Source organism: Endozoicomonas sp. SESOKO4 (assembly GCF_024606275.1).
Genome location: NZ_JAHHPS010000158.1, coordinates 1 through 3,544 on the forward strand (window position 1 = coordinate 1; position 3,544 = coordinate 3,544).

Here is a 3,544-nt window from a genome sequence, read left to right on the forward strand (position 1 = left end):
TCAACACTATGGTGAAACCGATGAAGACTATGCAAACCGTGTTAAAGCCAACAACACGATGTATGGCTGGTCCCGACAGGAAAATTATCTGCAGTTTCGTGAACGCCGCGATCACTCCATGGAGATGTTTGAGCATGGCTGGGAGAAATACTTCAAGGAAAATGTGCCTGAATGGTCGTTCTCCCATGCAGAAAGTATTCCTTACTTCTACACTCTGGGTGCCTTGTACAAGAGGCAACAGGGCGATGATCAGAAAGTTCATGGTCATGATCAGAGCAATGCCCCTCAATCGGGGTCTCTATCTGCAACCATAACCCACTGACAGCTATGAGCCATTAAAAGCTGCTTCCTCATCTGGCTTAGTTATCACTTTTTCGGGTAATAGAAGTACTCGGCTCTGGGTAGTAAAATGACAAATGCCCGCCCCAATGCATTAAGCCTTGCTGTGGTCGTTGCAATCAGCTCCTCCATCATTGGTACTCAGGCTCTGGCGGATCGCAGGCTACAGACAAAGTCTTTCGATATTCAGGGCAATAAACATGTGGAGTTTACCTCGAGTGAGGTCATGGTCCAGCCAACTTTAGGTGATGACCAGCAGCCAATACCGAAATCTTTTACAACCACTTACCCTGATCGTACTCAAGTCAGAGCAGACTATGGCGTTCCTTCGGAAGGCTTTACAGACATTCTTTCTGGCATCAAGGGTGGCGTTTCCAGTGTTGATCTGTTTGAAACCGACGACAATGACTTTGCCCGGAAGTACACCAAAGTCCTGAAAGTCGGTAATGAAGGGATCTTCAGGTTCACCCATAACCTTGCAGAAAAAAAACTGGTCATTGAAGTCAGAGACGGAATGACCGATCAGGATTCCATTGAGGCTATTCGAAATCAATCTGGTGACATCCAACCATTAGATCCGTTAACAAAAATCGCCAGACCCGAACAACTGGCCGGATTACTGAAGGGTGCCAATGAAAGAGCAGGAAACCTTGGTGAAGTTGATAACTATGTCGCCCTTGCCACCGTTTCAGTAGACGAAGTTGAAGTGAATGGGCGCACCTTCATGCGTCTTGTCGCTGCTGCCGATGAGCCTCCCGAGTTACAGCGTCTTGGTCAATCACTCTTTATCAATGATGAAGCGCTTCTGGCGGCAGCCACCTCTGCCTATACGCAGGTTCATATTCTGAAAGACGATTTACAACAGAAAGCTCTGAACGAGCTGTTGTCCTGTCATAAACCCGTCGGCTATGTTGTTCACGTCGGGGATGAGACACAGATTTATCCTCTGCCTGCGGGTTATCCAAAGCTGGAAGTGGATCAGGTTTCGGGGGAAATGATTGTTTTCCGTCGTCAGAAACAGAATCCCACCGATATTGCCTTTGTGGAAAGCCACTATGATCTCTGGAAACAATTTAAAGACCACAGGACACAGGTTAATACCGCAGATGCCGCAAAAGCTCGCAACGCTCATGCGGCGGCAGTACTGGGTATGAATGACTGGGATGATACCTGGTCACTGGAAGAACAAGCCAGACTCCTCAGAAAGAAAATTGATGAAATGAACCGATCGGTGGCCGCAACATTTACCGGAACAGAGGTGACTCCGGAGCAGGCTGTAAAAAATATACTGGCAGTGATTGAAGGCCAGTTCGGCATTGTTTCAGACAATGAAAACGATCTGGGTGGCCGCTCTGAGTTCGTTCTACAGCATCTGCGGCAACAGGCAGAACAGACCGATGAGATATTCCGGGATAAACTGACGATAATCGAAGGTCAGCTCGGTCTGCCTGCCAATAAAAAAGATGACCCGAAAGCCCGTCATGAGATGATTCGAATGCACCTTTGGCTGAATTTGGCCAAGGTGGGTCAACAGCCATATTTTCAGCGTCAATATCAACAAAAGCTGGAAGCAAAGAAAAACTGTTTACAGAAATTTCAGCACATGGTCAATCTACTTCCAACGATTGACAAACACCTTCGCGATTCTGTGGCAGAAGCAAGAGTCTATATCAACACACAACTGGGAGCGGAGCTTGGTATTGATAACCGGGACGATACCCAGCCATTGGAAGAACAAGAAAGAATCATCAGGGAGAAAATTCTTGAAATCAAAAGAACTCTTGACGAAAAAGATGCTACAACAACACAGCCATGGCAAGAAGCTGTAAAAGCAAGACTGGCACCCATTGAAAGCAGGTTAGGTATTACTCTGAACCATGAAGATGATCTGGATACCTGCTATCAGTCCATTCAACAACAGCTGCAACAAAAGGTAGAACTCAACAATGTGGTCATCCAGAACTCACTGACTAACTTCGAAAGTATACTCGGTCTGGTCTCAGATAACAGAAAGAATCCGGAAGTCCGTCGACAGGCCATTCAGCAACACCTCAAACGACAGCAAGCCTGGGTCGCTCAACAGCTTCTTCAGCATGAGGACTCCAGAACAGATGCTGAAATAAAAGCTCGTTATGCAACCATTGCCGCTCATTTAAATATTCAGAATTTTGATAGCAATAAAAATATTGACGCTCAACAGGAACACCTGCTGCAAACATTTAAGACAATGAAAGCCCGGGAAGAAGATCTGCGTCAACAACTTAAGGCAATAACTAATCAGCTCGGTATGGAGGATTATTGCACCTTAGCCAAAAGAGACGCTCTGGCAGCGTTTCTTGGCATTGATCCGGCCAAAGACATCCGCCTGAAAGACAGCGATAGTATAAAATCAAAGGTAATTGAGAAGCTCCTGGAGCCTTCAAAGCTGAAAACTGAATTGGAAGACATCAAAACACCAGGCCATCCCAAACTGATGCCCGAGGTACTGGAGACAATTCGTGGGGTATTAATAGTTCTGAATGAGGGTAAATACTTCAATCAAAAGCAGAGTGTGTATAACCTTCATCAGATCATTTCTATACGCATAGATCAGAACATCAGAGAGGCCAGAAAGCGGTCAGAAGAAAAGGCCCATTCCATACTGGACCATGTGGAAAGATTACTCAACATCGAGATCAATGAAGGTGATTATAAAACAGCAAGACTCGAAAGGATTCTGACAAAGCTTGATGCCGGTGATATCTCAAAAGACGAGCTGAATGAAATGCACGATACGCTCTGGTGGGAAGACAGTTCAGACAGTTCAGACAGTTCAGACTGGGAGTATCCGGAAGGGAACTCTTCGGAAATGGCTATCAAACCCATGACGATTCGTGATCGTCTCAACTACATAATCGAAGAATGGGATCAGCGAGCCAGAGAACAACAAGCAAGTCGTCTTATCGATCTGGAGGACGAGCTGAATATCGCCCCTCATGAAAACCCTTATGCTATTGAGAGAGGCAAAAGTTTCACAGCTAAACTGGCCAGTGATCTGGAGGTAGAGTTTGAAGACGATGACAACCTGTCTGTCCGGCAATATGTTCTAAGCGACAGAATTCAGGAATTACGGGATAGAGTAGGCGAACTCTATGAAGATGAGAGTGCCAGGAGAACCTGTAACAATAAAATTGCTCATCAACTCAACATTAAAGATTATAAAGAT

The 3,544-nt window shown here is 45.7% G+C and carries 2 protein-coding genes; both read left to right on the forward strand.

The genetic code is table 11. From position 1 onward, the window contains the following. The coding region (locus KDK16_RS02965) for a hypothetical protein (protein ID WP_257274606.1) at positions 1–322 on the forward strand (322 nt) is incomplete at its 5' end. A gap of 87 nt (positions 323–409) precedes the next feature. Beyond that, positions 410–3,544 (forward strand): hypothetical protein (locus KDK16_RS02970; protein ID WP_257274607.1); only part of this gene is annotated, 3,135 nt, incomplete at its 3' end.